The sequence below is a fragment of the Chitinophaga ginsengisoli genome, assembly GCF_003014595.1.
Lineage (GTDB): Bacteria > Bacteroidota > Bacteroidia > Chitinophagales > Chitinophagaceae > Chitinophaga > Chitinophaga ginsengisoli.
The window spans coordinates 220042-246761 of sequence record NZ_PYGK01000004.1; the positions used below are offsets into that span (position 1 = coordinate 220042).

Annotated in this window: 20 protein-coding genes and 3 tRNA genes; 11 read left to right on the forward strand and 12 right to left on the reverse strand. The window is 43.9% G+C overall.

What is annotated here, in order from left to right:
- Positions 1-24: 24 nt before the first annotated feature.
- The 7 genes from CLV42_RS11795 to CLV42_RS11825 all read right to left on the reverse strand — a co-directional run bounded on the left by CLV42_RS11795 (position 25) and on the right by CLV42_RS11825 (position 8133).
- Positions 25-645, reverse strand: a complete 621-nt coding sequence (locus CLV42_RS11795; RefSeq protein ID WP_106602122.1) for an outer membrane beta-barrel protein — start codon at positions 643-645, stop codon at positions 25-27.
- A gap of 24 nt (positions 646-669) precedes the next feature.
- A complete protein-coding gene (locus CLV42_RS11800) occupies positions 670-1302 on the reverse strand; it encodes a DUF4136 domain-containing protein (RefSeq protein WP_106602123.1) in 633 nt (210 codons plus the stop codon).
- 381 nt (positions 1303-1683) lie between these two features.
- Positions 1684-2331, reverse strand: coding sequence for an HAD family hydrolase (locus tag CLV42_RS11805; protein WP_106602124.1), 648 nt, complete (start codon positions 2329-2331; stop codon positions 1684-1686).
- Between the two features lie 81 nt (positions 2332-2412).
- A complete protein-coding gene (locus CLV42_RS11810) occupies positions 2413-3294 on the reverse strand; it encodes a hypothetical protein (RefSeq protein WP_106602125.1) in 882 nt (293 codons plus the stop codon).
- The gene (locus CLV42_RS11815) at positions 3272-5719 is read right to left on the reverse strand and encodes a DUF2339 domain-containing protein (RefSeq protein ID WP_106602126.1); all 2448 of its coding nucleotides are present in this window, start codon (positions 5717-5719) and stop codon (positions 3272-3274) included. The genes CLV42_RS11810 and CLV42_RS11815 overlap by 23 nt, the downstream gene beginning before the upstream one ends.
- A gap of 411 nt (positions 5720-6130) precedes the next feature.
- The gene (locus CLV42_RS11820) at positions 6131-6562 is read right to left on the reverse strand and encodes a GNAT family N-acetyltransferase (protein WP_106602127.1); all 432 of its coding nucleotides are present in this window, start codon (positions 6560-6562) and stop codon (positions 6131-6133) included.
- 92 nt (positions 6563-6654) lie between these two features.
- Positions 6655-8133 carry an aminotransferase-like domain-containing protein gene (locus CLV42_RS11825; RefSeq protein ID WP_170117472.1) on the reverse strand — a complete coding sequence of 493 codons (1479 nt, stop codon included), beginning with the start codon at positions 8131-8133 and terminating at the stop codon, positions 6655-6657.
- 269 nt (positions 8134-8402) lie between these two features.
- On the opposite strand from CLV42_RS11825, the gene CLV42_RS11830 reads away from it, so the two are divergent.
- From CLV42_RS11830 to CLV42_RS11860, 7 genes are all read left to right on the forward strand, one after another.
- On the forward strand, positions 8403-9032 hold the full coding sequence (locus CLV42_RS11830; RefSeq protein ID WP_106602129.1) for an FMN-dependent NADH-azoreductase: 630 nt from the start codon (positions 8403-8405) through the stop codon (positions 9030-9032).
- A gap of 229 nt (positions 9033-9261) precedes the next feature.
- The gene (locus CLV42_RS11835) at positions 9262-11013 is read left to right on the forward strand and encodes an SGNH/GDSL hydrolase family protein (protein ID WP_106602130.1); all 1752 of its coding nucleotides are present in this window, start codon (positions 9262-9264) and stop codon (positions 11011-11013) included.
- A 90-nt stretch (positions 11014-11103) separates the two neighbouring features.
- The gene (locus CLV42_RS11840; protein WP_106602131.1) at positions 11104-11697 is read left to right on the forward strand and encodes a sigma-70 family RNA polymerase sigma factor; all 594 of its coding nucleotides are present in this window, start codon (positions 11104-11106) and stop codon (positions 11695-11697) included.
- A gap of 59 nt (positions 11698-11756) precedes the next feature.
- The gene (locus tag CLV42_RS11845; RefSeq protein WP_106602132.1) at positions 11757-12824 is read left to right on the forward strand and encodes a FecR family protein; all 1068 of its coding nucleotides are present in this window, start codon (positions 11757-11759) and stop codon (positions 12822-12824) included.
- Positions 12825-13095: 271 nt separating this feature from the next.
- On the forward strand, positions 13096-16596 hold the full coding sequence (locus CLV42_RS11850) for a SusC/RagA family TonB-linked outer membrane protein (RefSeq protein WP_245901627.1): 3501 nt from the start codon (positions 13096-13098) through the stop codon (positions 16594-16596).
- A gap of 22 nt (positions 16597-16618) precedes the next feature.
- Positions 16619-18415, forward strand: a complete 1797-nt coding sequence (locus tag CLV42_RS11855; RefSeq protein WP_106602133.1) for a RagB/SusD family nutrient uptake outer membrane protein — start codon at positions 16619-16621, stop codon at positions 18413-18415.
- 9 nt (positions 18416-18424) lie between these two features.
- On the forward strand, positions 18425-19324 hold the full coding sequence (locus CLV42_RS11860; RefSeq protein ID WP_106602478.1) for a metallophosphoesterase family protein: 900 nt from the start codon (positions 18425-18427) through the stop codon (positions 19322-19324).
- 41 nt (positions 19325-19365) lie between these two features.
- Here CLV42_RS11860 and CLV42_RS11865 read toward each other — a convergent pair whose 3' ends face one another.
- Positions 19366-19911 carry a hypothetical protein gene (locus CLV42_RS11865; protein WP_146154366.1) on the reverse strand — a complete coding sequence of 182 codons (546 nt, stop codon included), beginning with the start codon at positions 19909-19911 and terminating at the stop codon, positions 19366-19368.
- A 212-nt stretch (positions 19912-20123) separates the two neighbouring features.
- Here CLV42_RS11865 and CLV42_RS11870 point away from each other — a divergent pair, with 212 nt between their 5' ends.
- Positions 20124-20912, forward strand: a complete 789-nt coding sequence (locus tag CLV42_RS11870) for a glycerophosphodiester phosphodiesterase (RefSeq protein ID WP_170117473.1) — start codon at positions 20124-20126, stop codon at positions 20910-20912.
- Positions 20913-21238: 326 nt separating this feature from the next.
- Here CLV42_RS11870 and CLV42_RS11875 read toward each other — a convergent pair.
- Together CLV42_RS11875 and CLV42_RS11880 are read right to left on the reverse strand one after the other, a co-directional pair.
- Positions 21239-21322 (reverse strand) — tRNA-Leu (locus CLV42_RS11875).
- Between the two features lie 65 nt (positions 21323-21387).
- Entirely contained in the window at positions 21388-22557 is a 1170-nt protein-coding gene (locus CLV42_RS11880; protein WP_245901629.1) for a sensor histidine kinase, read from the reverse strand.
- Positions 22558-22648: 91 nt separating this feature from the next.
- Between CLV42_RS11880 and CLV42_RS11885 the strand changes: the two genes are divergently transcribed.
- Positions 22649-23674, forward strand: a complete 1026-nt coding sequence (locus tag CLV42_RS11885; RefSeq protein ID WP_106602136.1) for a glycosyltransferase family 2 protein — start codon at positions 22649-22651, stop codon at positions 23672-23674.
- Positions 23675-23725: 51 nt separating this feature from the next.
- A complete protein-coding gene (locus tag CLV42_RS11890; RefSeq protein WP_106602137.1) occupies positions 23726-23926 on the forward strand; it encodes a hypothetical protein in 201 nt (66 codons plus the stop codon).
- Between the two features lie 569 nt (positions 23927-24495).
- Here the strand turns inward: CLV42_RS11890 and CLV42_RS11895 are convergent.
- Together CLV42_RS11895 and CLV42_RS11900 are read right to left on the reverse strand one after the other, a co-directional pair.
- Positions 24496-24571 (reverse strand) — tRNA-Gly (locus tag CLV42_RS11895).
- Between the two features lie 151 nt (positions 24572-24722).
- A tRNA-Gly gene (locus CLV42_RS11900) sits at positions 24723-24798 on the reverse strand.
- A 347-nt stretch (positions 24799-25145) separates the two neighbouring features.
- On the opposite strand from CLV42_RS11900, the gene CLV42_RS11905 reads away from it, so the two are divergent.
- Positions 25146-26684: an alpha-N-arabinofuranosidase gene (locus tag CLV42_RS11905; protein ID WP_106602138.1), complete on the forward strand. Its 1539-nt coding sequence runs from the start codon at positions 25146-25148 to the stop codon at positions 26682-26684.
- Positions 26685-26720: the final 36 nt, after the last annotated feature.

The window sequence follows — 26720 nt, forward strand, 5'->3', positions numbered from 1 at the left end:
GTGGTTTTTATAGAATATGCCTACTTAGTTGATATGTAACCTCAGACCTACATTGGCCTGCAGCACATTGTAACTTGTGATTTCCTGCAGCTTATATGGCGAATAGGTATATTGTACACTGGCATTAAACAATAGTGGAGATCCTTTGCCAAAAGGAATATTGATACCTACTTCAGGAGAAGCAGCAAATTGCCAGCTGTTATCCCTGTCTGTAAATTCTCCCCAGTATTTATTGTACAACATATTTACCGTACCCACGCCTAATCCCACATAAGGAATAATGGCAGCATCAGGTTTCCTTAGCTGATATTGGACAGTAGCCAGTATTGGTGTCACTTCCAGTGAGCGGGATTGCACTGCTGAAATATCTCCGCTCTTTGTAGGGTACACTTCACGTGGCAGTCTTTGATAGAACTGCTGGTAGCCACTTCTGAGACCAACAGCCAGTTGGTCATTTATCTGGTACTGGATGCCTGCACGCCAGCCACGGAAACTGGTTTTATCAGTATAATCTTTCAGCGAACCAAGCGGTTGCCCAATTGAATAATCTACGTTAATGGATAAAGGAGAGCGTACCTGTGCAAAAGCAGATTGTACTCCCAGGAAAGCGATCATCGTCAGTATCCAAAGCTTTATACTTTTCATCTCTGTCTTTTTTAAAGTGAATCATTAACTGTTTGCCTTCAGGTAAGTAGACTGTGCAAAAACAGCAGATACCATGCTGTCAACATTGCTGATGTTCCATACTCCGCTGCCACGTAGCATGGCGTTCCATATGGCCACCAGTTTATTGTTCTTCGGATTTTTCAGGTCAACAATGTCGATGGAAACTGCACGTTCTTTCTGGTACACTTGGTAATACGTCGGCCAATAATAGCCGTAGCCTGGGTAGCCCCAGTAGAATGGGTCAAAATAACCTCCGATACCGCTCCAGTAACCGGGATCATAATAAACTGCGCTGTAGGTGTTGTCAATACGGGTAAGGTTCACAGCGAGGTCTGGTTTGGCAGCTCTGCTCACCAGTGTATATCCTCTTGCCTGTAATGACTGTGTAACGTCTGCGATCAGCTTTTTGTCATAGTCCGTCAACGCACGCTCATCGTTATTGGTATTAGTGGCGACTGCCACGGAGTCGACAATACTAAAGGTTTTGTAGGAAGTAAAATCAACACTGTCTGCACGGTTTGTTACATAGATCCTGGATTCTTCGTCTGTCATATCTTTGAGTGGATCTTTCCCACAACCGCTGAATGACACTACCAGGCCCAATGCTGCGCTCATTAATAACATTACTCTTTTCATATTCACGGGTTTTATTTTGTTGCTATTTCAGGCAGGCAGAGGGAGTAAAATAAGACAGGCTGTTATGATCAATAACAGGAAATGTGCCAACAGCTGGTATGCAGAGTAGCACAATCTTGTAACGTATTTGAACAGGTGATGTTACATGAAGTTTATCTGCGAAATGTTAAGGTATTCCTAAAATAGGAGAGATCATCCGGTAGTAGCAAGATGTAAATGCTGCACCACACAGCGTATTGTGCAGTAAATTGTGTTGTATAGGCTGTTACCTGCGCACACAAGCCCTGTCAGGAGAACTGTGTTCGCAGCCCTGGGTTTTAAACGCGCGGACGTTCATAAATCCCGGGGATGCTTATGGCCGAAGACAGTTATAGAAAAAAATTATGAATGAAACAGGGAGATAGGCAGAATTGATTTTTCCTCCAGAATAGCCTTTAATTGCGTGGCAGAAGTAAAATGGATACCATCTATACCACAGGCTGCAGCACCGCGTATATTGCGCTCGTTATCATCAATAAAGAGGGTTGCTGAGGCATCCAGTTCATAGCGGTCGAGCAGTAAATTGTAAAATGCCGGGTTTGGCTTCCGGATCTTTTCCCTGCCGGATACCACAATACCGTCAAACCATTGCAGGAATGGGTAAATCAGGAGGGCCAGCGGGAATGTTTCATTTGACCAGTTGGTGAGTGCGTAGAGCTTATATTGGTTGCCTTCTTTCAGTTCCTGTAAAATATCCACGGTTTCCTGGATAGGCCCGCCCAGCATTTCCTTCCAGCGGCCATAATAAGCCCGTATTTCGGCTTCAAACTTCGGAAACTCGTTTACCAGCATCTCGGTAGCTTCCTGCAGACTTCTGCCTGCATCTTGCTCCTCGTTCCAGGCAGAAGTGCAGACATTAGTCAGGAAAAACTCGGTTTCTGCGGCTGTTGCAAAGATCTTATTGTAGAGATAACGGGGATTCCAGTCTATCAGCACAGCGCCCAGATCAAACACGAGATTGGAATAATTTTTAGCAGCAGCGGTCTTCATGTGAATAAAGATAGTCTATTTTATAGATTAAGGAAAAATATAAATTGTTACAAGATAATAAGATATCCTGAATAAATTCTGTTATTTCCGCTCCCTCATATCCCGGAGTAAACGGATGCTTAACAGGGCGATGAGCACAATTATGCTGCATATCCCTACCCAGATCCACTTTTTACTCGTGAATACGGAGGAATGCGTTTCAGCTGCCGGTGAAGGCATATTTTTTATAACGGCCGGAATAGGTGTGATATTGCCTGCTTCCAGCATCGGTATCCTTTCCGGTAGCTTATTGGCGAAATACGGCAGGTCATAAACCGGCGCAGGCAGGTCAGGAACACCTGTCTTCAGCAAATAACTCTTTCCTTTTTCCAGCCAGGCAGTAAGATAAATATGCTGTTGCCGGGCGCTGATATCTTTCACCTGTAGGGCGGGATTATCTTCATTTTTGATAATGATAAAACACTGCCTTGTTTTGAGCGGTGTGTATAACTTAAATGCAGCCGGCTGACCGGAGACAAGGGCAAATTCCTGACCAGGCGTCATGCTGCTGGTATCCTTCGTAATGTATATATACCGTTTGAAATAAGCCGGAGTAGCCACCGTCAGTTTCAGTTGTTCAATAAGGTATTCTTCTTTGAATTGCAGTTGAATGACCGTTCTTCTGTGGGCTGCATCATTCCGGGTAGTTATCACGGGAGAGGGCAGCGTGATATATGGTGTATCGTGCCGCAGAATGTAGGAAACAGCTGTTTCCCGCTCAAAGAGCCGTACATCGGTCAGCGCAGTATCATCACTCTTGGCAATGAATTCCGGGTGTAGGGAGATAGTATAAAAACCTGTTTCACTAATAGCAGGTAGTCCTGCCTGCCAGGTAAATTGTTGTGCGCTGGCAGGCAGTATACCTGTGATGATGAACAGGAAAGCGAATAATTGAAAGAATTTAAAGGGGCGTCTGGTTCTCATCTGTTAGTAATATTTTTTTCAACCGCTGATACATAAAGGAAATGATCAGCAGGATAATACCTAAAGAAATAAATGCTGCGATCTTTCCTCCTTCTGACAGATCATGCAGATCAAACAGAAATAGTTTCAGCAGTGTTAAAGCAAATAAACTGATAGCAATAATACGCACTTGTTTAGACTGCCATCTGAAGCCGAGATAGATCAGCATAAAGGCAAACGCTCCCCAGAGGATAGTATACCCCGTACGCTGACTGCTGCTTATAATATCGCTCATATTGATATTCGGCTGCCCGGCGCTCAGTGCTACTATATTATCAAGTGAGGCGCTTAATACATACACCAGAGAAAATGTCGCAGCCCACTGGAAAATATGCATGTATTTTTTATTACGAATCACTTTCACCGTCAGATATGCCTGATAGAGCATGGCCAGCAATGAAGCGATCAGTAAATAGGTAAGCAGGAAATTTGCCAGACGGTTATGATCTTCCAGATAGTCCTCCCGTAGGTCGATGATCAGGCTGTTATACACCACCATGAAATGCAGTATGAAGAGCGCAGCAACTGCGACAGACATTATTCTGAATATAACATGTTCTTTCCTGCTGAGATATAGCAGGATGCAAATGAAAATGTAATTGTAAATACCATCGTTGATGAACGCAACGGAAAGCCAGTAAATGCCTGACTGATAATTTAGTTCCAGTATACCCACGATATAAATAACAGCAAGAGCAAAAAGCCCCAATGCCTTTCTTAACATTGATACCGGGATCTCGATAAAGTATTGCTTACCCAGATCATTTTTCAGTAATCTTCTTATGATGAACAGGGCTGCGATGCATACAATTCCCGTAACAAACCCCTGGTTGAGCAATGGCGGCATATGTCCGCTACCTGCATAACGGAGATTTTCATATGTCTGTTGCCAGTCCACCATCAGGCTGACGCTCATCATGAAGAATACAAGCCCCGAAGCATATTGCATCAGTTTTATGCCTGAGCGCTGGTATAGCCATAACAGCAACACAGATTCAGCAGCCCAGAAGAGGGTAATATGATGGCCTTTCAGTTGTACTGGTGCAGCAAGGCTCAGGAAACTCAATGTAAGGCCGATCAGCAGGTAGATCAGGTTCCTGTCAGCATGCTGATTGCGGTACAGCGAATAGGCAAAAGCAAAGTTGAACACTGCCATGCAGGCGGTAAACAATCCCTGGAAAATACCTGCATGTATATGTGACAATATGATCATGCCCGCTGCATAATAAAGGAAGGTATTACTGAGTAAGATCAGGATCTCACCCGCCTGAAAGCTGACGCGCTGGCGGAGGTTGTTGATTACATTCATCAGGAAGAATACAATATAGAACAGCGTGGCAAATACCAGTGCTGTAACGTATGGAACGGGTCTGGTAGCCTCCTGTTGAATACTGAAAGACAGCCAGCTGCCAAACAGTATGACTGTCGCTATGTAACTGATGATATTAACGATATTCCATTTCTTGAAATAGGCCAGTATCAGCATACCTATATTCAGGATAAGAATGTAGGTGAACAGTACCGCTGCATTTCCTGCACCTGTGCTGATGAGCAGGGGAGCAGAGAACCCGCCAAGTATGGCGAGTACGGCTAACTCTTTCCGGTCATAGCTAAGCGACAATACCACAGTAAAAGCCGTGATGAGCACCATCATAATGAAAGCCAGGGTCTGGCCAATGAGATGATATTGCTGAAAGGCAATCGTGATACTGAAATAGAGAACTGCCACGCCACCGCCTACCAGTACAGAACTAAAAGCAGTGAAGGTTTTCCGTAAACGGTGTGCAAGGCCGATCAGGATACCACCGGCAACGATACCTATGAAAGTTCTACCGATCTCGTTGATCCAGTTCTTGTCTATCGCATATTTCAGGAAGAACCCTATACCGATAACGAGAATAGCGATACCAATCTTATTGAACAGGTTTTCTCCAATGAACTTTTCCAGATCCGGGTTCTTTTCCCAGAAAGTAGGAGTGGGTTCCTTCGGTCTTGCTGATTCCTGCGCTGCTATCGGTACTGCTACCGCAGCAGTAAATGCCGCTTCTCTTGCTGGTTGCGGCAGTTCGGAAACAGGTTCAGGTATTATAGGTGCTGGTTGCGGCGGAGTAACCACCTCAATAACGGGCGGCGTCGGAGCTTCCGGTATCACCGGAGGAACTACTGGTGGAATATGCGGCGCAGGTTCGGGCTTCAATGTTGGTTGCCTGTTGTAATCAGGGGAAGCTGTTTTTTCTTCGTTTGTTGTTGGGGCAACTCTTTCCCGATGTTTGATGAGAAGATCCAATTTATGGTTCATCTCTTCTATTTTACCCGTGAGATCATTCTTCGTAATGATGACCATTATAAGAATGACGATCAGCAGTATAAAGGTAAATACAGCCATAAAGTGTAGGTATTGTTGGGAATATTATATGAATATAGTCTTTTGTTAATAAAAAAGCCCCGTATTCAGTGCGAACACGAGGCATATCAACATTGCAACTGAGTAAACAACTTGTTTGATCTGTTACTATCTCCGGATCTGGTCCCCACTGTTTTGAAGTCTCCAGTATTGTAAAATCTCCTGGCCGATATCTTGCGTGCTGTGCACATAACATCGCTGTACCTACAAAAGTACAGGTGCTTGATTTTCATTCTCAAACAAATATATTATATATTTTAATAAAAAGAAATATTAGGGCAAAATTCTCTATCGGTACCGGCGGGAGAAAATCCGCTGATCATCGTACTAATTGAAAAACCCTGTGCAGTAATGCGCAGGGTTCGTGATTATTTATGTTATATCGGAACTTTATTACTTTATCTCCTTAGCTAAATGATGGCATGCCATCACATATCCTTTGCTAAGATATAACCGATGTGCCGGATGCAATGAATACCCACTATCCAGATGCACGTTGGCTATTCCTCTTTCCTTAGCCTGACTATGTACATAGTCCAGTAAAGCTCCCGCATAACCATGACCTCTGTATTCAGGCAAAGTAAACAGGTCATCAATGTAAATGATCTTTCCTGTCATAAGGTGATGCAATGTCCTGAAACCTGTAAAAGCCGCAGCTTTTTTGCCGTCTTCTGCCAAAACGTAAACCAGTTCAAATTGCTCTTCGCGCATCATTTGCTGAACTTGTTCTATTAAGGATGCCGGATTAACGTTTGGTCTGAACTGAAGGATCGCTTCCCTTGCAAGCTCGATGTCTTCTTTTGTTTGTGCTTTTACTATTTTCATATGGCGTTGTATTAAATGCTACAACGCAAAATTAAAAGTGCAGAAAGTGCGTGTCGGGGACCAGATGATTATTATTGGGTGTACCACACAAATTATTTTACCAGGCTATCTGCAGACTTTCTCAGAATGTGTATGGCCTCTTTCATTTCTTCCTCCTGCAGAGAAGCAAAACCAAACCTGCATGCATTGAACCGGCCATTTACATCCTCATTGTAAACACTGCCTGTGAATGCTAGTCCCATAGTGCCTGCTTTCTTAACTATCTTAGATAAAGGAAACGTTGGCTTAAACTTTAACCATAAAGCCATGCCACCAGTAGGCTTGGTGAAATCAACAACATCGCTTAGTTCATCGTTGATCAGATCAGACAGAAAATCACAACGCTGTGCATACAGCTTGTTGGCTTTCTTTATATGCCGCGCCAGCTCCCCGCTATCTATCAGACCAGTAACAGTTTGTTCCATGAGCACTTCCCCTCTTAAATCTATAAGTGCTCTTAGTTTGGCTGCCGATTGTACAAACTCCTGTGTTGCGATCATATATCCCAACCGGAAGGGCGTCCCCAGCACTTTTGTAAGTGATCCGATATAGATGATATTGCCGCCGTGATCTCCGCTTGCCAGGGGTAAATAAGGATCATACTGGTACCGGAAATCGTAATCATAATCATCTTCAATTACAGCAAGGTCATAGGCCTTTATCAACTGCAACAGGTGATTCCGCCGTTGAACGCTTAATGTAACAGTGGTGGGATGATGATGATGCGGAATAACATATAGTAAGCGTACATCATTGTTTTTAAGGATCTCTTCCAGGGGTACTGTACACATTCCTTCTTCATCTACCGGTACGCGGATAAGCTCTGCCCCAAGTCGTTCGAAAAGCATGCTGGCCAGTAAATAGCTGGGATCACTGACTACAACTTTATCGCCCGGCTGGATGATCAATGACGCTGCGAGGTAAATAGCCATTTGTGCACCGCGGGAAGTAAGCAGGTTGTCCATGCCAATGTCCATCCCCCGTGTCTGGTTCAGGAAGGTACAGAGCGACTTCCGGAAATCCGGCGAGCCTTCTGCATGCCATTCTGTACCGATCCTGTTCAATGTAGTATACTCCAGGACATTCCTGTATTCTTTTATGATAGCTTCCGCAGGAAGAATAGAAATATCAGGGAAACCATCATTTACAACAATACGTGAATGGGCAAGTGAGACCGAAGGATAAATTACTGTTTCCAGTTTTTCAAATCCGAAACTACTGATCCCTTTATATGCCCCTAACCTGTTTGTATTATAAGATCTTGGCCTAACCACCGGTAGGCGGAGAGATACAGCGTAGCCCTTACGGGGCAGGTTGTCTATCCAGTCTTCCGTTACCAATGCATTATAAGCCGCCATGATGGTCTTTCTGTGCAATTGCAGGTCATTCGCCAGTGTACGGGTACTAGGCAGTTCAGCACCGGGCAATAGTTTTCCTTCCTGGATCAGGTTAATGAATTGAAGAGCAAGTTGCTTGTATACGGCTACATTACTCTTTTTATCTATAACTATGAGATTTTTATAAGGAAGCATGTCGGAAAATTTATCTGTCACCTCATTGCACAGATCGAAGATAGGCACGGACCAGATGAAATCAAAATGGCGAAATATCGTTAAACGTACGTTCAAAAATATTGTCATTGGAATTGCAGTATATGCTGGACTACCTGGGTATATACTTCTGGTACCTCATGCAGATATCAAGGCGTAATACTTTTGCACCCGTAGAATGAAAATGGTTAAGATGAGGATGTAGTATAGAGAATAAGTGAAATAACAAATCTTAGATAAATAACAGGACTATGAGTAAGATACTGGTCATTAACGCAAGCGCAAGAAAGGATAGATCTTTCAGCAGGAATTTAACAGAAATATTTGTTGATAAATGGAAGCAGAAGCATCCGGAGGATAGTGTGGTGCATCGTGAAGTAGGACAGGATAATATCCCGCATGTTTCTGAAGCATGGATAGCGGGCGCTTTTACACCTCCGCACTTACGTACAGCAGAAAATGAAGCAGCACTCAGCGTTAGTAATACGCTGGTAGGAGAATTGAAGGAAGCAGATATCATTGTTTTAGGTACACCGATGTATAACTGGTCAATTCCCAGTTCGCTGAAGGCTTATATAGACCAGGTGCTCCGCGTAAATGAGACAGTACTGATCGAGCCTGGAAAGACGGACCCTTACACCGGACTTCTTAAGAATAAGAAGGCTTTCTTATTACTCGTACGTGGAAGTAAAGGGTATGAGCCAGGTGAGTATTTCGAACACATGAATTTTCAGACCAACTATCTGAAGACCGTATTCCGTATCATGGGTGTTCATGATGTAGAAGTAGTCTTATTGAATGGTGCAGCGCATGGCGAAGATGTAGCGTCTACCGCATTGGCAGCTGCGCGTGAAAAAATAGAGGAATTGATCAATAGCTAGGAACATGTGATAATCAGGTAAGAAGGTCGCTTAGTGGTGACTAAGAAAGGTGAAAAGGTAGAAAATGCCGGGCAGGGTTTAGGCTGTCTGGCATTTTTGTTTCTGGTATTGAGGGGTGCCGGTTTTTAGCGATGGTGTATGAGAGTTGATTTTTTTGAATTATTTTGTTCAGGCGGGTTGCAGTACAGGGCATCCCACCTGTTCTATTAAAACGACTAATCAGTATATCATGCTTAAAAATGTACTTTTCCTACTGGTATTCATTTGTATTGAGACAACAGGTTATGCACAGACCAGTTATGAATGGCATGACGCGAAAGGAACGATAGGTGTTTGTGAGCAGGATACAGGTCATCTCTTTTATCGCCTGCCTGCAAGGCTGGAAGGAAAAGTACCTAACGGCGTGTGGAAACAATCAGTAAGCAGCGCCGGGGAATATCTTCATTTCAAAACCACCGCCCGCAGCTTTGTTATAAAATATATAGTGGCTGGAAAGAACTATGCCCTTCCTCATATGCCCGCTACCGGTGTAAGTGGAGTAGACTTGTATGGAAAAGATATGCATGGTGACTGGAACTGGTCCCCACCAGCAAAATATTCTTTCGGCGATACCTGCGTGTATGAGTATCGCAATCTTAGAATTGCCGCAGGTGCACAGGCTGACTTCTACCTGTACCTGCCTTTATATGCGAGTTTACAGTGGATTACTGTAGGAGTGCCAGACAATCAAAAATTTGAATATACAGGACCGCATAAAGACCAACCTATTGTAGCATATGGTACCTCTATCATGCAGGGCGCAGTGGCTTCAAGAGCAGGAATGGCATGGACAAATATTCTGGAGAGAAAATTAAGCCGGAAAGTGATCAATCTGGGCTTTAGTGGGAATGGCCGTTTTGATGCGCCTATCTTTGATCTGATGGCTGGTGTTGATGCAAAACTATATATACTGGATTGCATGCCCAATCTGGTGGGTAGAAAATCTTACCTGGTAGATACTATCCGGCGGCGACTGATATATGGTATAAATAAACTGCGGGAGCAACACCCTGGTGTGCCTATTTTACTGGCGGAACATGCAGCTGGCAACATGCCCCTGGGTATGGATACAACCATGATTAATGCATATCATGAAGCCAGCAATACCATCACAGAAATATTCAATGAGCTGAAGAAAAATGGTGTGAAGGAACTGTATATGTTAACGGAGAAGGAGATCAATTTTGACAATAACAGCACCACTGATGGTACGCATCCTAATGATTACGGCATGATGCAATATGCCGTAGCCTATGAGAAGAAGATACGTGAAATATTACATGAACCCACGGGTGAACTATCCACACAATATCCCGTTGAACAATATCGCGATGGCTTTGACTGGAGGAAACGACATGAGGATATTATCGCCAATATTGAGAAAACCAATCCGGAGGTAATTATTTTCGCTAATTCCATTATTAACTATTGGGGTGGAGAACCTAAAGGAGAGAAAGTAGCTGGTCGCGGAGAAGCCGCCTGGCAGCAGTATATGGTACCCCTGCAGGTACAGAATGCCGGTTTTGGTTGGGACAGAATTGAAAATGTACTCTGGCGTGTGTATCATGGAGAACTGGATCATTTTAAAGGAAATAAGATCGTTATCATGATAGGTACCAATAATCTGGGCCTCAATGCCGATGAGGATATTGTGAAAGGTCTTACCTTCCTGTTGCAACAGGTCAGATATAGAAAACCGGCGGCCACTGTCTTTGTAGGTGGTATCCTGCCACGCAGGGATATGCTGCAACGCGTATTGGCATTGAATCCGAGGATAAAGACAATGGCAGCGGCGAATGGATGCAAGTATTTTGACCTGTCGAAAAGCTTTATGAATAGTAATGTGTTGAATAATGAATTGTTCACGAATGATGGCTTGCACCCGAATGAGAAAGGGTATCAGGTACTCGGTGAGCAACTGAACCGGATATTGAAAAAATAGGGAAAGTGAAAATGTCTGTCTTGTAATGAGACAACTTTCATAACATTCTGTTAATATCATATCACAATTACATTTTTCTATTTTTGAGGCATGGTAAATAACGAGCAGATCAGGATACTTTTTGATCGCATCTGCCGGGATGAAGAGATGCAAGCTTACAAAGCGCTTTACAGCCTGTTGTGTAGCCGGCTGATACATTTTTCAGCCTCGATAGTCTATTCCTATCACCTTGCAGAAGAGATTGTATCAGATGTATTTGTCATGTTATGGCAGAAGCGCCGTCAGCTGCAACATGTCAGAAATCCGCTTGTATACCTGTATGTGAGTACTAAGAATCTTTCTCTCAATTCATTACAGCAGCAGAAAAAGCACCAGCACGCCACTTTAGATATGTTGGATGTCAATGCCTTAAGTATCCTTCCTGACGCAGAACACAACCTCATTTCTGCTGAAGTCTCCCTGAAAATAGAACAGGCCATCTGTAGCCTGCCAGCTCGTTGTCAGCTCATCTTCCGCCTTGTTAAACTGGATGGCTTAAAGTACAATGAGGTGGCTACCCTCCTGGAAATCTCCTCCAAAACTGTGGATGCGCAATTGGCTATTGCTGTAAAAAAGATTACCCAGGCCATCCGGCTCGATCTCTCTACCGACCAGGTAAATGCCTACTATAAGATCGGGCAATAAATTTTTTTACTTTCCTTTAGGGAATAATGATCATCCCACATGTCCTTCTTATGTAGTTTATGGAAAATGAAAGACTAGCATACCTTCTTGCCCGTAAGATGGCGCAGGAATCAGGCCCTGAGGAAGAAAGGGAGCTGGAGCAGCTGTTACAACAGTATCCTTATGCTTCCTATGTAACAGAAATGCTGATGCAACCATGGAAAGATGCTACGCATGCCCATGGTGAAAAGGAGGTAAGCGCACTGCTGGAAAAGCATATGGCCCGTCTTGAGCAGGCAGTATCCGTAGCGGATGCTCCCGCCCGGGGTACTATAATAAGACGCTATTTCTGGCGCTATGTAGCTATTGCAGCATCTATCGCTATATTGATAGGTGCGTGGTTCATCTGGAAGTCAGGCACTACACCAGCAGTGAAACAGATGGAGATAGCGGAGACCCGGGTGCAAAAGACGCCAAGGAAGAAAATTGTATTGCCCGATGGTTCTGCTGTCTGGCTCAATGCCGGCAGCAAGCTCGAATATCCGGAACAGTTCAGCAAAAAAGAGAGGACCGTGAAACTGGAAGGGGAAGCATTTTTCGATATTATAAAAGATGCAGACCGCCCCTTTTTGGTGCGGACCGCTGAATTTTCTGTAAGGGTATTAGGTACGTCTTTCGATGTAAGGGCTTACCCGCAGGAAGATACGGCAGTAGCTGCATTGATCCGGGGATCAATAGAAGTGCTGTTAAAGGGAAATGAAGATCAGGCTATTCCGCTCAGACCTAATGAGAAGCTAACGATCCCTGTTATTCGTACCGCCATAACAGCCATAAAAGGGAAAAATGAAGAATCAACTATGCCACTGATCAAAGCACCACTTACTACTATGCGCGATAGCCTGGTTACGGAGACAGCCTGGGTGCAGAACAAGCTGGCCTTCAAACATATGCCACTGGAACAGGTCGCAACACTCATGGAACAATGGTACAATGCGGATATCCGGTTTAAAAATGATAGTAGGAAGTCATTATACTTTTCAGGCGTATTTGAAAAAGAAGACCTGGAAGAGGCCTTAAATGTCTTGTCATTAACAACACAGTCATTCCGTTACTCAAAAGATAGCAGCGGAGTAATCTGGATAGAATAAAAAAGTATCAAAGGGGAAATCTAAATCATACAATATGCGATAACACTCTAAAAACAGGTATAGTCCTGTAACGGACTTTCTATGCCCATCATAGCCGTAAATGAAAACGGGAAATGGTACCAGCATTTCCCGCGTGAATTGGCTAATGGGGATTGCTTTGCGTCAACTTTCCGAAAACAATTCATTTCACCAACAAAACAAATTTATGAAAAAAAACACAGAGGGAGACCAGCTTCCGCGCAAGCGGCTGCTGTATAAACTGTTAATTTTTATGAAGATTTTTTTCCTCTTATTATCAGTTGCCTGTTTACATGCCAGTGCACACGTTCATTCTCAGTCGCTGGTGACTGTAAAGCTGTCCCAGGTTAAACTGGAAAAAGCACTCGCTGTAATAGAAAAGGAGTCTGGTTATCGTTTTGTATATAATGATGATTGTATCCCTTTTAATCATAAGGTGAACATTGATGCGAGCGACTGGACCATCGCCAAGGTGATGGAAAAAGCGTTGGAAAATACCTCGCTGAACTTTCGCATGATGCCGGACAAGCTTATTGTGATTGCCCCCGTTACTACAGTGAATAAAGACATCACGGTAACAGGAAGAGTGGTAAATACTAATAGAGAAGCATTGCCCGGTGTAAGTGTACGTCTTAAAAATACGAGTATCGGCGCCACTACAGATGAAAAAGGCATGTTCTCATTAACCGTACCTAACGATGCTATATTGCTGTTTTCTTACATAGGCTACGATATGCAGGAAGTGAGCGTGTCAGGTAGGGAGACAATCGCCGTGGTACTTGAGCCTTCCAAAAACTCTATGGAAGAAGTGATTATAGTAGGATATGGTACACAGAAAAAAATAAATGTAACTGGTGCGGTAGATCAGATTTCTGGTAAACAACTGGTGGAAAGACCCATCGCTAACGTGATGCAGGGATTACAGGGTGTGAGCCCCGGTCTGAATATTACTTATAAAGGCGGACAACCGGGACAAACACCTATCATCAATGTGCGTGGCTTTGCTTCCATTAATCAATCAAACGGCAGTACTACGCCTATTTCGCAGGCATCAGACAATTCAAATGCACCTCTTATCATTATCGATGGTATTGCCGCCACTACGGATGATATGATACGTATCAATCCCAATGATATTGCTTCTATTTCTGTGCTCAGAGATGCTGCTTCTGCTGCTATCTACGGTGCACGCGCAGCTTTTGGGGTAGTGCTGATCACTACAAAAGAAGGCTCAGCCGGAGGTAAGCAAGTAGTTAGCTACAGTAATTATTTTGCATGGTCTAAACGCACTATCCTGCCTACAGCAGTGACAGATCCATATATTTTCTCCAGGGTACTGGAAACAGCTACTGATAATACTCCCTGGGATTATGTGAATTTCTCTGACGAATATTATAAATGGGCCAAAGAACGCTCCGATAATCCTTCATTACCTGATACCCGTATCAATCCTCTTGATAATACCAAATGGGAATATATGGGCAGCAATGACTGGAACAACTATTTCTTTAGTAAAACAAATTTTTCCCAGTATCATAGCATCTCTATCAATGGAACAGCAGAAACGGCTAAAAAACTGCCAATAGGTTACCTGTTATCTGCTGATTATACCAATGAAAACGGATTGAACAGACTGACTACTGACGACTGGAAGCGATACGGCATGAGGGCTAAGTTGAATATTCGTCCGGTAAAATGGCTGCTGCTGGATAATAACCTCAGTGTTTATCAAACACAACGTGATGCGCCTGCTTACAACATCACAGATGTGTACTATCTGCAGCCTACCAATGTGGTAAAGAATCCTGATGGCACATGGGGAAATAATGCAGCTGGTAAGCTGGCAGCACAACTGGTGGATGGTGGTCGTAATCTGCAGACACGCATAGGTTTTCAGGACGTGATCCGTGGTACTGCCAGTTTTCTACACAATGAATTACAGATAGTGGGAGATGCAAGTTTTAAACGTGAGCTATGGAAATATCATGTAGATAAAAAAGCCTACCAGATAGGCTACGGACCAAATGACGTACGTGAAGAAGGGGCTCCCGGCTCTGTTTCGGAAGCGAACGAATACGTTACACACAACGTCTATGATCTATATGCGAACTATAACAAATCACTCGGTGGCGGACATGCCATTAAATTACTGGCCGGTTACAACCAGGAGAGCTATGAAGATCCATATGTAAACGCCACACAAACACAGCTCATCTCTGCCTCCCTGCCTTACATAGGCCTTACCAGCGGAGATCCGAGTATCAGCAGCTCATATAGCTCCTATGCCATCAGAAGTTTATTCGGCAGGATCAACTATTCATATAAAGACAGATATATCATAGAAGGTAATGGCCGTTATGATGGTTCTTCCCGTTTCCCTACTAATAACCGCTGGGGCTTTTTCCCTTCCATTTCTGGTGCGTGGATAGCCAGTGATGAACGTTTTATGCAAGGCATTTCAAGGCAACTGTCTACCCTGAAATTCCGTGCTTCCTATGGTAGCCTGGGTAATCAGAACGTCAGCTATTTTGGATACTTACAAACGCTGCCAACGGGGCAGTCTGGCTATCTGATCAATGGCACACCTAAGCAGCCAATTATTAAAGGAGCTCCTGCATTGAATGTAGATCCAAACAATTACACCTGGGAAAAAGTAATCACTACCAACATCGGTACAGACATCGGTGTGATGCGTGATCACCTGATTGCTTCCTTCGACTATTATATCCGTAAGACAAATGGTATGCTGACAAATGGTGTGCAGCTTCCCGGCGTGTTAGGTACAGATCCTCCCAAACAAAATGCTGCTGACCTCTCAACAAAAGGATGGGAATTGACGCTGGCCTACAGGAACACAGCGCAGGTAGCTGCTGCTCCCCTAAGCTTTGGCGCTAAGTTTATCCTGTCTGACGATAAGACAAAGATCACCCGTTTTAAAAACGAACAACAGTTATTAAATAATTACAGAGTAGGGCAGACACTTGGTGAAATATGGGGTCTCACCAATGATGGCAATTTCAAAAGCCAGGAGGAGATCAAGAACCTCGACGAATCAGCGATCATTCCATGGGGAGCACTGGAGATCGTAGAAGGTTGGCCCAAATACAAAGACCTGAACGGTGATCGTAAGATAGAAAAAGGGGTAACTGCAAAAGACCCTAAAGATATGAGCGTGATTGGAAACAGCAGTCCGCGTTACCGCTTTGGATTCAACTTCGATGCTAACTGGAAAGGGATCGACTGTTCGATATTCCTGCAAGGCATTGCCAAAATGGACTTTTATCCACATCACTACCTGTTCTGGGGGCCTTATCAGCAGCCTTATGCGAATGTGTATCCATGGAACCTGGACTATTACAGAGCTACATCAGAAGACGCAGCTCAACGTGCACAACATTCTCAATCTTTTTTGAATGCAGGATTGGCAGATGCAAATACCAATGCCTATTTCCCGGTATTACAATCCTGGCTGGCAGATAATAACTATGGATCTGGTCTTGATATTCCGCAGACAAAATACATGATGAATGCAGCTTATCTACGTGTGAAGAACGTTACACTGGGATACACATTGCCTGCATCGCTGACAAAGAAATACAGGATCAGCCGTTTGAGGATATATGTAACCGGTGAAAATCTCTTTGAATTTTCTTCTATCAGGAAATACCTGGATCCGGAATCCATCACTGATGGTTTCGGATGGGAGTATCCTTACCAACGTAAATATGCAGTTGGCCTGAACGTAGACCTGTAATCAACAAAATAAAAACTACATTATGCAGAAGCATTTATTATACATTTTTGCCTGTTTACTGATAACTGTCAGCGCCTGTAAAAAAGGTTTCCTCGACCGCTATCCGCAGACATCCATTTCACCTCAGTTGTTCTTTAAATCAGAAGAAGATCTTTCATTGTATATAGATGGTTTGTTGTCATTGCCGGGCAAAGGAGAATATTTTGAAGATCAGAGCAGCGATAACATGGCGACTACTGGTGCCATTGAAATAAAAAGTATCATGACGGGTAATTCCAGTTCACAGACTATTACTACCGGTTGGAGCTGGGGGCGCCTGAGGAATATTAACTATTTCATGGACAATTATGATCAGGCGAAGGTAGCCCAGGATGTAAAGGATCACTATGCTGGCCTTGCCCGCTATTACAGAGCTGTCTTTTATGCTGGTATGCTCAGCCGTTTTTCTGATGTTCCATGGTATTCACATACTATCAATCCTGATGACGGAGATCTTTATAAAGCCCGCGATCCACGCACGCTGGTAGCAGACAGCATCATGGCTGATCTTTCGTTTGCAGCATCACATGTAAGGGAAACGGTCACTGCCGGTACACCTGGTCTTTGGGCAGTAAAACAGTTCTTTGCACGGTTTGCATTGAATGAAGGTACCTACAGGAAATATCATCCTGAACTGAACCTGCAATCCACAGCAGAACGATTCCTGGATACAGCCATCGCAGTAAGTAAAGGAATGATCAGTTCAGGTAAATTCAGCATATACAATACTGGAAAACCTGATCAGGATTATGCTGTCTTATTCAACTCGCAGGATCTGTCAACCAATAAAGAAGTCATATTGGCCTATCCCTACGATCAGGCAAAAGGTGTTGGTAGTAACCAGAACACGTACCTCTTTGGAGATTATGAGCAGTCTCCTTCCCGCGATCTTGTACAGACTTACCTGATGAAAGATGGTACACGCTTTACGGATGTTGCAGGGTATAATAAACTGGGCTTTGTAGATGAGTTTAAAAACCGTGATCCCAGGATGACTCAGACGCTGGTATACCCCGGATGGATTAAATTGCCTGATACAGCGCCCTACGTACAACGTTTGAATAAAAACTTTACCGGTTACCATCAGCTGAAAGGGTATGTTAACAATGTAGACAATAACGTAGTTAGCAGTGTGGATTATCCTGTATATCGTTATGCGGAAACACTACTCATCTTTGCAGAAGCGCTGGCTGAAAAGGGCACCTTAACCCAAACCGATCTGGATCAATCTGTGAACCTGTTGCGTGCCCGTGCTGGTTTACCTTCATTGAATATGGCTATTGCGAATGCTTCCATAGATCCATTGCTCGCAGTCAAATACCCTGATGTATCCGGTGCTATGACTGGTACCTTACTGGAGATCCGTCGTGAAAGACGAGTGGAGCTGGCGATGGAAGGCTATCGCTATGATGACCTGATGCGCTGGCATGCAGGCAGCGTACTGACAAAGATCCCGCAGGGCATGTATTTTCAGGGATTGGGTAAATATGATCTGACAGGAGACGGTGAGCCGGATATTATCCTGATCAGTAAGGATAGCAACATTCCAGCTGAAGATCAGAAGGAAAAAAATGGGCTCGGCGTAAAACTGGTGTATTACAAGACAGGTGCGTTCGGAGAATCAGCAACGGTATACCTGGAAAATGGTAACAGCGGTGGTGCGATCGTAACTGAAAATACACCTCGTCAGTTCCTCGCTCCAAAGTATTACTATCGTCCTGTGCCTTATACAGAAGTATTGCTGAATCCAGCATTGGCACAAATTTTTGACTGGCAATAAATGAAGATCATGAACAGAAGAGATATTATAAAGGGAACCGGATTGCTGGCAGCAACAACCTTATTGGGACCGGTCAATACTTTCGCTGCTGAGAAGACTAAAAAGGAGAAGCCTGTATTGCGTGTGGCACATATCACTGATGTGCATATTGCTGCGGATAACAATGCACCGGAACGTTTTAAACGTTGTCTGGAAGAGATTAAAAGGAAGAAGGTTGATTTCTTCCTTAATGGAGGCGATTCTATTATGGATGCATCTTATGATAATGTGAAGCGTGAACAGGTGACTGACCTCTGGAGGATCTGGGACGATTGTATGCAGACTGTTAATGGCTATGAAGTACACAGCTGTATTGGTAATCATGACACCTGGTGGGCGGCGCCGGCAAAAGAGGATCCAATGTATGGCAAGGATTATGTTGTAAAGCGACTTAAAATACCGGCACGTTACTATAGCTTCTCCCGTAATGGATGGCATTTTATCATCCTGGATGGTAACAATGAGCATATCTCACTTGATCCCGCACAGTTCACCTGGCTGGAACAGGAACTGAACGGACTGGCAAAGAATACACCGGTGCTGCTGATGTCGCACTATCCGATCTTAGGCATAACGCCTACGCTGGTCGGAGGAGGTCATTCTGATCATAAGAAACTGAAAGACCTGTTCTATCAGCATAAGGATAAAGTAAGGATCTGTCTGAGTGGGCATAATCATTTATCCGATCATACGATGTACAATGATGTATGGTATTGTTGTAATGGTGCGATGAGTGGTTTCTGGTGGGGAAAGGGAGATAAGGAATCTGCCGGGCCGGGGTACTACCTGGAGACGCCTCCAGGGTATGCACTGCTTTCGTTATATGCGGATGGGAGAGTAGAGAATGAATATATCCCTCATGGGTTTTAAAAGTAAAGCCTGGCATCAGCCAGGCTTTACTTTTATCGGTACTATTTTTCCGCTAATAAGCGCGCTGCTTTTTCCAGGTGTTCTGCTGTCAGAATATTCATCTGACGCTGTGTTTCCGGATCATCAGCAAAATCATCGGAAGAACTAACTGTTGTAGATACCGATTCAAGGATTTCCAGCAGACTGTCGGCATCACTACCTGAGATAATGTCAATCAGATCAAGAATAACTCTATAGAGGTAGATAACTGGTACAACTGCCCGGTCATCTGCATAAATGCCGAATTCATACGAAACACCGCCTTTAGTTAATAACACTGAAACTGTTGTTTCAAAAAGCTGCTCAGGTACAACCTCATCGTCTGTGTCTTCTTCCCAGCCGTCCTGCTCCTCTCCATTAGTTTCAGCTGTTTCTTCCCATTCTTCGGATTCTTCCTCGTCTTCCTCTGGTTCATATTCCCATTCAGACAAAACGACAATAATACCCTGTTTCAGCATGTTGTTCGTGAAGGCATAGCTTATCTGAGAGCCTTCTTCATCAGTATAGGATAGAAATTCTATCCCTTTTTTCGCTAGTAGTTTTTCCATTGCCTTGAATTTGGCCGGCAATATAATATTTTATTTAAATGTGTGGTGTTTTAAGGAATCAATTCCTGCTTTTTTCCCTTGTTACGAAGTCTGCTTAAACTTTTCATGGAATAGTAGCAGGAAACAAAAATATAACAGATAAAAGGCTGTTCTTAATTTTGTATGGAAGGAAAAATATTACAACTTTAACTCAGAGATTAAAGTATTGTGACGTGAAAAAATATATCGTATCTATCCTGTTAAGTTGTCTGTTGTTAACTGGCATTTCCTCCCTGGCGCAATCTGCAAAAAACTTCCGCCTGATTGCTCATCGTGGTGGTATAGTAGACAGCACTGCAGAGCAGAATAGTCTGCAGGCTCTTACCAAAGCAATCGAAAAAGGTTACTGGATGGTAGAAATTGACCTGCGTATGACCAAAGACGGTGTACTGGTAACGCATCATGATAAGACCTTCAAAAACTCTTTCGGGCTTGATGCTGCTGTGTCTTCCATGACCTGGGAGGCTATTAGTAAACTGCATAATGCAAATGGCTACCGGGTATTGAAGCTGGAAGAGGTACTACAAAATTGTAAGGGAAAACTGGGTGTCATGATCGATAATAAGCTGAATGGTAATGATACCGCTGTCTGGATGCGATTAATCTCACTATTGAAAAAGTATAACCTCTACAGTAACGCGCTGATGATCGGCACGGATGAATCCACGGAGTTTTTTACCGGGAAAATTAAGCTGAGTTGTACCCGTCAGCAGTTGGAGGATAACATGCGCAGGCCTGATTATAAGTCTTCAAACTATTATCTCTTTTCAGATAGTATCAGCAAGGATGATAATGATTGGGCCAGTCGTCACAAGATACTGGTAATAGGGGTGATCAATGCATGGGCATTTCATGGTATGGATACAATATCTCAGGCTAAAGCACAAGTGGAACGACTGAAAGCGGCAGGCGTGAAGCATTTTCAGATTGATGCGGAGTATGAATCATTATTCGTACATTGAAGCTCCCAGGCTAAATTACTACTCTCTCCCTCTCAATTACATTATCATAGATACTCGTCAAAATATGCTGCACCCTCTTACCAACATTAATATCTGGAGCGCTATTTCCGTCATATGCTAATAACGGATCAAGTTGAATTCTTTGGGGGGGAAGGTTAAAAAGTTGTTGTTTTGCAGCTCATTAAGAAGCAACAAACTTATCTATAACGACTCCCGGTTTATGACGGAGAATATTATTGGATCAATAAAAAGCAGCCAGGTTTCCAGAAGTTAACAAATAAAAAAAGGCGAAAAACTACTTTCGTAATTTCTCGCCTCTAATTAAGTGCGGAAGAGGAGATTCGAACTCCCAAGCCCTTTCAGGCACTACCACCTCAAAGTAGCGCGTCTACCAATTTCGCCACCTCCGCAGGTCTGAAGTGGGTGCAAATTTAAGCGCTTTTTGATAATGAACAAATTTAATTAATAACTATTGTCATTTTCTCAGCAAAATCCTAAACGTCGTTCCCTTGTTAAGCTCGGATGAACGCACTGTCAGCCTGCCTTTATGGTATTCTTCGATAATGCGTTTTGCCAGTGAAAGTCCTAGTCCCCAACCTCTCTTTTTGGTACTGAAACCGGGTTTGAAGACTTTTTCGAAATTGGCTTTTGGGATGCCTTTCCCGCTGTCGGTAATATCTATGACGATATTGGCAGGGTGATTTTCGATGTAAAGATCAATGGTGCCTTTGCCTTCCATGGCGTCCAGCGCATTCTTCAGCAGATTTTCAATGACCCAGTCAAATAACGCCGGAGAGATCATGGAGGGAATCTCATGTTCCTGGCAGTGCATGGTCAGCACTACTTTCTGCGGTGCTCTTTTCCGGATGTAGGTTACCATGGCTTCCACCTGGCTGACCACATCCCGCTCTTCAAGTTGCGGTACGCTGCCTATTTTAGAGAAACGTTCGGTAATGAGTTTCAGTCGGTCTACATCTTTCCGTAGTTCGGTAGCCACCAGTTCATTGGCCTCATTATCTTTGAGGATCTCTATCCATGCCTCGATGGAAGAGAGGGGCGTACCCAGCTGATGGGCGGTTTCTTTCGCCATTCCCACCCATAAGAGGTTCTGGATAGCGCGGTTGGAGCTGGATAGTGCTACAAGCACAATACTGATGAACAGCGCTACTACAATGAGTTGTATATAAGGGTAGTAGCGTACCTGCTTGAGGATCAGTGAATCGCCGTAATAGATATAATTATAAAGATTGTTCTTTGCATCGATTTCCATAATGAAAGGAGGGTGCTGGTTCTTGAAGGTAGCCAGTTCTTCTTCCATGTATCTGGGATTGCGTGAAAGCCGGGTGGTATCGAGGTTACGCGAGTCGATGATGTGACCGTTTTCATTGGTGATAATAACGGGAATGCTGGTATTATTTGTAATGATCTCGACGGCCAGGTTGAGGTTTGCTTCATTGGAAGCCTGGAGCAATTCCCGGTTGGCGGCCACCCAGGTAGCCACTTTTTTGGTTTCTTCTTCTTCCAGTTTGCCGGCGATGCTGCTTACGTACCAGATCGTACCCACAATGATGATCACCGCCGTGGATACCAGTACAAACTTCCAGCCTATAACCTGTTTAAACATACTGGCATCTAAATTAAGCATAAACCGCAATTAGTGTGAAGGAGCTCCGAAGCTATTATAATTTGTTGCATATTTGTAGCGCAAAAATTATTATTCACGTAAAGAGTTGCTTTTGTCTGTATTACCATCGGTAGCTGTTGTCATTTTGAATTGGAATGGACGTAATTTTCTGGAGAAGTTTCTGCCGTCGGTATGCAGTTCCACTTACGGGAATCTGCAGTTGTATGTTGCAGATAATGCTTCGACAGATGACAGTGTAGCGTTTGTGCGTACTAATTTTCCGGAAGTTAAGATTATTCAGAATCCCGCCAATGACGGCTTTGCAGGAGGCTATAATGAGGCCTTGCAGCACGTTAAGGCCGATATATACGTATTACTCAACCAGGATGTGGAAGTAGAACCCGGATGGATAGAGCCGGTAGTGGCCCAGATGATGGAGGACGAGCGAATTGCTGCCTGTCAGCCGAAACTGCGGTTTTACGATAAAAAGACCGAGTTTGAGTACGCCGGGGCAGCGGGAGGTTGGATGGATATATTGGGATATACTTTTTGCAGGGGTAGGATACTCTATACGACCGAAGAAGATAGGGGACAATACGATGATGCCCAGGACATTTTCTGGGCTACCGGCGCCGCTTTATTCATCCGTTCCGCCTGTTTCCATGAAGTAGGAGGCTTTGACGCCGATTTCTTCGCTCACATGGAGGAAGTAGACCTTTGCTGGCGATTGAAAAGGGCAGGGTACAGGATCTGTTATTGCCCAAAATCTGTTGTATATCATGTAGGAGGAGGAAGCCTGCCACAGGGCAATCCCCGTAAATTGTATCTGAACTTCCGGAATAACCTGATGATGCTCTGGAAGAACCTGCATCCGGCTGACCGCTGGATCATCTTATTCCAGCGCTTTTTCCTGGACCTGCTGGCAGCTTTGAAGAGCTTGGTGGCAGGCAAGCCGAAGGATATGAAAGCTATTTTCCGAGCCTACCGGGATTATTCCCGCTGGAGAAGCAAGTACCAGTTCTCGAAAGACCGCCTGCCACAGAAAAGATTACTGGAGATGACCGGCGTGTTTCATGGTATCATGATCTGGCGATATTATTTCCTGAATCGCAAGACTTTCGGAACACTGGAAAAATAACTTGCAATATTATTTGACATGATGTAAGTTTGCAATGCGAAATTTTTAGCTATGGAACACAATACTGTTGAAAATAAGAATGACTTTACCGGTAGCTGGGTATCATCTTCCCGTTTCCTGTTTTATGTGACAATCTTCTGCATCCTGTCTTTTGTATTAGGCGGTTGCTATAACCTGTTCAAACATCGCTATCAGGGTAAACCTGAAGTAGTTGTACCGGATAACACCCTGTACAATCCGAAGTATAAATAAGCCCACTTAAATCATATTAGCGAAAGCCCCCTGGTCTGACCAGGGGGCTTTTTTATTGCCTTCAGGCCGTCTTGTACGGTCTGCTGAAAGGGTCTTACTTCGCTCCGTTCGCCTTCGTAACTCATAGATAAACCATCATCTAGCCATATATAACCCATATATAACCCATACCTCTTAAATATGGGTTATATATGGGTCATATATGGCTTATATATGGGTTATATATGGGTTATATATGGGTTATCTCAGGTAATGCACCAGGATAGCGCCTTTACAAGGATTGTATAAAATACTTGTTTTGTAAAAAATTGATAAACAGTAAGTATGTACATTAAGCTCAATCCATATAAGATGGTCGGAAGGCGAAAAACATCATTCAAGGTGGTATTCCCTTGAAATAGCAGGGACTGGTGAGCGAGGGTAGAAATATAACGCTGCTGTATGTTAGTAGTTCCCAGGGAAAACCTGGTTCCGGAATCGATGTAATCAGGAAAACGGATCAGGGGCTGCTTATAGCCCCGTATAGGGCAAAAAAAAGTCCTGATGTATAAACACCAGGACTTTTACTGTGGAGCGGAAGACCGGGCTCGAACCGGCCACCCCGACCTTGGCAAGGTCGTGCTCTACCAAATGAGCTACTTCCGCGTAGTTGAGATACGGTTTTATTTAGTTATTGCTTATTTAAACCGCCCTCTTAGGTAAGAACTTCTGATGCTCCTTTTGTATTGTCTGCAATGGACGTTGCAGGCTGGAGCAATAAAAAAGTCCTGGTGTTATTTACAGCAGGACTTCTCTGTGGAGCGGAAGACCGGGCTCGAACCGGCCACCCCGACCTTGGCAAGGTCGTGCTCTACCAAATGAGCTACTTCCGCATATCTGAGATACATTTTATTCAGTAATTGACTGTTTAAACTGCCCTCTTTAGTTAAGAACTTTTTGTGCCCGTTCGCGCTGTCCGCGATTGGGATTGCAAATGTACAACATTGTCCGAAATCGCAAAATATTTGTACTGTTTTTTTCAAAAAAAGTTGAGGCACTTTTCAATACACTGAAAGGATAATCGTAATGCTGGTTATTAGGTAAATGATGAAATGCAGCAGGAACGTGGATTGCAATAGGTGTAAAATAGTTGTATGATTGACAGTTATTTTTTCTATCTTGTGCCTGTTCCACGTCTGCACACATGTTGATAAGTCAGTTTATACATAAATTCTAAATTATGAAAAAGAAGCTATCGCTCCTGTTACTAGTGCTTTTCATTTACACGGCAAAGGCACAAAATACGGCAAGCCTGGTGGTACAGCCCAAGTCTGATCATACTATCAGCCGTCATATCTATGGACATTTTTCTGAGCACCTGGGGCATTGCATTTATGATGGCTTCTGGGTTGATCCTTCCCTGAACGTGGCTAAAAAGGACCGTATACGTCTGGATGTGGTAGAAGCACTGAAAAAGATCCATATCCCCAACCTGCGCTGGCCAGGAGGGTGTTTTGCTGATGAATATCACTGGCGCGACGGCATAGGTCCAAGAGAACAACGTCCTAAAATGGTGAATACCAACTGGGGTGGAGTAACAGAAGATAATAGCTTCGGTACCCATGAATTCCTGGAATTGTGTGAACTGCTGCAAACCGAACCTTATATCTCTGCCAACGTGGGCAGCGGTACCGTAGAGGAAATGGCCAAATGGGTGGAATATTTCAACTTTGATGGCATCAGCCCTATGAGCAAATTACGTAAAGAGAACGGGCACGAAAAACCCTGGAAAGTGAGCTTCCTGGGTGTGGGTAACGAAAGCTGGGGATGCGGTGGTAATATGACGCCCGCTTTCTATGCTGACCAATACCGTCGTTACGCTACCTATGCACGTAACTACCCAGGTGCTCCCCTGAAAAAGATTGCCAGCGGCGCCAGCGACTGGGATTTTAACTGGACAGAGACCTGTATGAAACAAATTCCACTGGGACAAATGTGGGGGCTCAGCCTGCACTATTATACCGTACCTAAAACATGGAATGATAAAGGCTCTGCTACCAGTTTTACCGAGCAGGAATATTTCACCACAATGAAAAAATGCCTGGCTATGGATTCCCTGGTGACCAAGCATTCTGCTATCATGGATAAATACGATCCTCAGAAACGTGTAGCCCTGGTAGTGGATGAATGGGGTATCTGGACAAACGTGGAGCCAGGCACTAATCCCGGCTTCCTGTATCAGCAGAACAGTCTGCGCGATGCACTGATAGCCGGCAGCACACTGAATATCTTCAACAATCATAGCGACCGTGTGAGAATGGCTGAACTGGCACAGACGGTGAACGTATTACAGGCTCTTATCCTGACCGATAAGGAGAAGATGCTGCTGACACCTACCTACTACGTGTTTGACTTGTATAAGGTACACCACGATGCACAATACCTGCCTATAAAACTGAACAGCCCTGCCTATACTTCTGGTAACGAACAGATACCGGCAGTAAATGCTTCCGCTTCGCAGGATTCTACCGGTGCTATACATATCTCCCTGGTGAACTTAAACCCTTCCCAGAAAATTGCACTTAGCACCAGCTTCGAACAGGCAAAATGGAAAACGGTGACAGGCGAAGTGCTGACATCAGCCAAAACAACTGACATCAATACATTTGAACAACCTAATAAAGTGCATATTGAGAAATTTTCAGGAGCAAAGAAACAGGGTGATAATCTTGTAGTGGAACTGCCTCCTGCATCGATAGTGGTGCTGGAACTGAAATAAGCATAACATATCCTGATAATATATCTGAGTGGCAAC

What these genes read in the sequence shown, in the direction of transcription:
- CLV42_RS11865 (WP_146154366.1), bottom strand. Translation starts at nt 19,911, where the DNA reads ATGGAAAAACTACTAGCGAAAAAAGGGATAGAATTTCTATCCTATACT.
- CLV42_RS11880 (WP_245901629.1), bottom strand. Translation starts at nt 22,557, where the DNA reads ATGCTTAATTTAGATGCCAGTATGTTTAAACAGGTTATAGGCTGGAAG.
- CLV42_RS11890 (WP_106602137.1), top strand. Translation starts at nt 23,726, where the DNA reads ATGGAACACAATACTGTTGAAAATAAGAATGACTTTACCGGTAGCTGG.
- CLV42_RS11835 (WP_106602130.1), top strand. Translation starts at nt 9,262, where the DNA reads ATGCTTAAAAATGTACTTTTCCTACTGGTATTCATTTGTATTGAGACA.
- CLV42_RS11800 (WP_106602123.1), bottom strand. Translation starts at nt 1,302, where the DNA reads ATGAAAAGAGTAATGTTATTAATGAGCGCAGCATTGGGCCTGGTAGTG.
- CLV42_RS11905 (WP_106602138.1), top strand. Translation starts at nt 25,146, where the DNA reads ATGAAAAAGAAGCTATCGCTCCTGTTACTAGTGCTTTTCATTTACACG.
- CLV42_RS11810 (WP_106602125.1), bottom strand. Translation starts at nt 3,294, where the DNA reads ATGAGAACCAGACGCCCCTTTAAATTCTTTCAATTATTCGCTTTCCTG.
- CLV42_RS11825 (WP_170117472.1), bottom strand. Translation starts at nt 8,133, where the DNA reads ATGCTTCCTTATAAAAATCTCATAGTTATAGATAAAAAGAGTAATGTA.
- CLV42_RS11845 (WP_106602132.1), top strand. Translation starts at nt 11,757, where the DNA reads ATGGAAAATGAAAGACTAGCATACCTTCTTGCCCGTAAGATGGCGCAG.
- CLV42_RS11855 (WP_106602133.1), top strand. Translation starts at nt 16,619, where the DNA reads ATGCAGAAGCATTTATTATACATTTTTGCCTGTTTACTGATAACTGTC.
- CLV42_RS11805 (WP_106602124.1), bottom strand. Translation starts at nt 2,331, where the DNA reads ATGAAGACCGCTGCTGCTAAAAATTATTCCAATCTCGTGTTTGATCTG.
- CLV42_RS11850 (WP_245901627.1), top strand. Translation starts at nt 13,096, where the DNA reads ATGAAGATTTTTTTCCTCTTATTATCAGTTGCCTGTTTACATGCCAGT.
- CLV42_RS11795 (WP_106602122.1), bottom strand. Translation starts at nt 645, where the DNA reads ATGAAAAGTATAAAGCTTTGGATACTGACGATGATCGCTTTCCTGGGA.
- CLV42_RS11860 (WP_106602478.1), top strand. Translation starts at nt 18,425, where the DNA reads ATGAACAGAAGAGATATTATAAAGGGAACCGGATTGCTGGCAGCAACA.
- CLV42_RS11840 (WP_106602131.1), top strand. Translation starts at nt 11,104, where the DNA reads ATGGTAAATAACGAGCAGATCAGGATACTTTTTGATCGCATCTGCCGG.
- CLV42_RS11830 (WP_106602129.1), top strand. Translation starts at nt 8,403, where the DNA reads ATGAGTAAGATACTGGTCATTAACGCAAGCGCAAGAAAGGATAGATCT.
- CLV42_RS11820 (WP_106602127.1), bottom strand. Translation starts at nt 6,562, where the DNA reads ATGAAAATAGTAAAAGCACAAACAAAAGAAGACATCGAGCTTGCAAGG.
- CLV42_RS11815 (WP_106602126.1), bottom strand. Translation starts at nt 5,719, where the DNA reads ATGGCTGTATTTACCTTTATACTGCTGATCGTCATTCTTATAATGGTC.